The 3,569-nt window shown below is 59.1% G+C and carries 4 protein-coding genes; all 4 read right to left on the bottom strand.

Translation table 11 applies throughout. The features are described from left to right. Positions 1 to 379, bottom strand: a 379-nt coding sequence (gene rlmJ, locus L1075_RS15525; RefSeq protein WP_246942732.1) for a 23S rRNA (adenine(2030)-N(6))-methyltransferase RlmJ, incomplete at its 3' end; no start/stop codon positions are given. A 107-nt stretch (positions 380 to 486) separates the two neighbouring features. Further along, entirely contained in the window at positions 487 to 1,167 is a 681-nt protein-coding gene (locus tag L1075_RS15520; RefSeq protein ID WP_075368496.1) for a YiaD family glycine zipper/OmpA-like lipoprotein, read from the bottom strand. A 68-nt stretch (positions 1,168 to 1,235) separates the two neighbouring features. Beyond that, entirely contained in the window at positions 1,236 to 2,405 is a 1,170-nt protein-coding gene (gene hemW, locus L1075_RS15515; RefSeq protein ID WP_246942730.1) for a radical SAM family heme chaperone HemW, read from the bottom strand. Beyond that, positions 2,402 to 3,007 carry an RdgB/HAM1 family non-canonical purine NTP pyrophosphatase gene (gene rdgB / locus L1075_RS15510; RefSeq protein ID WP_246942734.1) on the bottom strand — a complete coding sequence of 202 codons (606 nt, stop codon included), beginning with the start codon at positions 3,005 to 3,007 and terminating at the stop codon, positions 2,402 to 2,404. Before rdgB ends, hemW begins: the two co-directional genes overlap by 4 nt. Between the last annotated feature and the right edge of the window lie 562 nt (positions 3,008 to 3,569).

Here is a 3,569-nt window from a genome sequence, read left to right as displayed (position 1 = left end):
CCTCGCCCGGATGAAGCTCGTATAGGTCGAGCCGATCCTGCACCCGACATGCCTGGGACAACCACCAGGGCGACCCCGGATAGTGGCTGAGCCGAGGTGATGCCTGCACTGTGCCGAGACACTCACACCATGGGCCCAGCAATGGATCGTCGGCAAGGCGCTCGCGCGCCGCCCAGAGACTCGCCACACCATGGCGATATTCCTTGAGGCGCTGCGTTTCCTCGGCATCGAGGGGATACAATCCACGCCCGGCATGCGTATCCACATACGTAACAGGAGAAGGTTTACGTAATAGATGGCGCAAAACGGCGAACACGGAGAGATGTTTGTGAACGTCGGCGAAATTGCCGGCGTGGTAGGCGTGCTGATAGGCGAGCATGAAAGGTTCCGAAACGACGTGAAGCGCGGAGGATGCCCACGTCAGGGGCGCTGATGAACTTGGCAGGCCAGGCCGGCTTCCCCGGCCTGGCGCGACGCCGTAGTCGCTTAGCTCTGCTCGGTGACCGGCGTCAGCGTGATTTCGACACGCCGGTTCTGGGCACGACCGCTTTCAGTATCATTGCTGGCGACGGGTTGGCTCTCCCCGTGGCCGACCGTAGCGATACGATTGCCAGAGATACCTCCTTGGCCGAGATAATCGGCTACAGACTGCGCGCGACGCTCCGACAGGCGCTGGTTGTAGTCGGCGCTACCGGTGCTGTCGGTGTACCCGGCGACATTGATCCGTGTCTTGGGATACTCACGCATGACGGCGGTGGCATCGTTGAGTGCCTGACGAGCGGGCGTTTGTAGCTCGCTGGAGTCGACATCGAAGGTCACGCTGCTAGGCATGTTGAGGACGATATTGTCGCCCTGACGATCGACCCCGATACCGGTCCCGTCGAGATCCTTGCGCAGCTTTTCTTCCTGAGCATCCATGTAGGCGCCCACACCGCCGCCGATGGCTGCCCCGGCAGTCGCCCCGATCAACGCACGGTCACGGGTGCTGCTGCTACCGTCCCCGGTTAGCGCCCCAGCAATTGCGCCCACTGCGGCACCGATGCCCGCACCACCGAATGTCTTGCCGTGGTCACTCTGTTGGCCGCCGGTTTGCGCATCGTTGCTTGCACAACCCGTGACACCAATCGCCAGAGCCAGCGGAATCGCCATCCATATCGAGCGTTGCATGCGTCCTTTCTCCTTAACTGTGATGCGTTTCGTAAAACGTTCTAGCGTTCCTGCTATCGAAACGTTTGTCACTGCTCATCGCAAAGCGCGAGCAGGTCATTCAAGAATAACAGCCCATGAGGCGATGCCTGTAGACGCTGCGACGAATCGCGCAGCAATCCCTTGGCCTGGGCCTCTTCCAGTCGTGCGTCGAGCAGTGTATCAGGCTGTCCGCTCCGCTCGCGCCAATAATGTCGCGGAACGCCCTCGGTGAGACGCAAGGCGTTCATCAAGAACTCCAGCGGCAAATCCGCCGTTTCGAGAGCGCGACGTCCGGCGACGAAACCGCGTGGATCCTGTGCGCGCCGCAGATAGGCTTCCGGCTGACGCACCTTCCAACGTCGTTCGATGGCGAGGCTGCCATCGGACTGCCAAGCGCTCAACTTGCCGTGCGCTCCGGCCCCAATGCCGAGATAGTCGCCGAACGTCCAATAGTTGAGGTTGTGGCGCGCCTGGTGATCGGGACGCGTGTAGGCGGAAATTTCGTAGCGTTGATAACCGGCGGCCTCGAGCCGTGCATGCCCAGCCTCCTGGATATCGCACAGAACGTCTTCATCGGGCAAGCGCGGGGGCTGCGAGTAGAACTCGGTATTGGGCTCGAGCGTGAGCTGATACCAGGAGATATGTTCAGGCGCCAATGCCAACGCCCGATCGATATCTGCCAGGGCATCTTCCACGCCCTGCTCGGGAAGCCCGTGCATTAGATCGAGGTTGATGTTATCGAACCCCGCCGCGCGCGCGTTGCGCAATGCCTGGGCGGCTTCATCGCCGCCATGAATGCGCCCCAGCCGCTCGAGCTGGCGAGACTGGAAACTCTGCACCCCCAACGATAGGCGGTTGATGCCGGCCTCGCGATAGGCCGCGAAGCGGTCGTGTTCCACGGCTCCGGGATTGGCTTCCAGGGTGATCTCGATATCCGAGGCGAACGGTAAGCGCGCCTCTATCGCCTGTAAAAGGCGCTGATACGCCGCGCCACTCAGCAGGCTGGGGGTGCCGCCGCCGATGAAGATGCTCACCAGCTCGCGGCCCCTAGCCAACGCCAACTCTGCTTCCAGATCGTCGAGCAGGGCAGCGACATAGGCACGTTCGGGCAACGTTCGATCATGGCCCACGCCATGCGAGTTGAAATCGCAATATGGGCATTTGCGCACGCACCAAGGCACATGCACATAGAGCGACAAGGGAGGTAGGGTCGTCATGAGTCGGCGGACAATTGGGCAAGCAGCGCGGTCATGGCACGGCCTCGATGGCTGAGTCGATTCTTGTCCTCGGCGGGCAATTCCGCGGCGCTCATGCCGCGTTCCGGCACCCAGAAGAGTGAATCGTAACCGAAACCGCCCTCACCCCGCGGGTGCGCCAGGATTTCTCCCTCCCAAGCACATTGCACGATATGCGGCACCGGGTCTTCGGCGTGCCGCAAGTACACTAGTACGCACCAGAATCGCGCAGAGCGTTGACCCTCTGGCACCGCATCGAGCGTTTCCAGGAGCTTGCGGTTATTGGCGGCATCATCCTTGGGTTCACCCGCGAAACGCGCCGAGTAAATCCCCGGCGCGCCATACAAGGCGTCGACATCCAGCCCCGAATCGTCGGCGAGAGCGGGACATCCGCTTACCCGCGAGGCTTCGCGGGCCTTGAGCAAGGCATTCTCGACGAAGGTCAAGCCAGTTTCCTCGACCTCGGTCACGGCGAAGTCGTGCTGGGGGCGCACCTCAAGGCCCAAGGGGCTCAGTAAGTGCTGGAATTCACGCAACTTGCCAGCATTGCTGCTGGCCAATACCAGGGTCTTTCGATCCGCCATCATGCTTCCTCCTTATCGCTCGGCCACTCATTCTACGGACCGCTCTACGGTCGGGAAACCACCATGGCCATTAATTAATATATGTTTTAAAACAATATGTTAGCGGCGTAAATGAAATTTCTCATACTTTTGAGCCATCGTTTGACTAATATAAATTAGCGGCATGACTGAAATTTCTCTTCCCCCATCCGCGCCGCACTCATCGAGATGCTTGCGAGCTTCGCCCAACCACTTGATGGCACTATAAAATTAATAAATGTTATTAAATATAAAGATTATATTCTTTTAAGTTTTAAGATACCGGGATTACTGTCTATTTACAAAAGGCGGATCTCGGATAAGGCTTGAAGGCAATTCGGCATGAAACCGGCCATGAGAAAGTCGGGAGATGCCACTGATAATGTCTCACACAACACCGGGATGAAACGCATGAGCATGGAAAATACAAGGGTTCTGATGGTCACCGACTGCAATCCGCAGTCGCAGCTGTTCATCGATTACATTCGCCAGCAGCTCGATTGCCAGGTCTCGGCGCTGAGCACCCAGGAAAGCTTCGAACCAC

Source organism: Chromohalobacter beijerinckii (genome assembly GCF_023061185.1).
Lineage (GTDB): Bacteria > Pseudomonadota > Gammaproteobacteria > Pseudomonadales > Halomonadaceae > Chromohalobacter > Chromohalobacter beijerinckii.
Note: the sequence above shows the minus strand (reverse complement) of the source record. Positions and strands in the feature narration are given on the sequence as shown.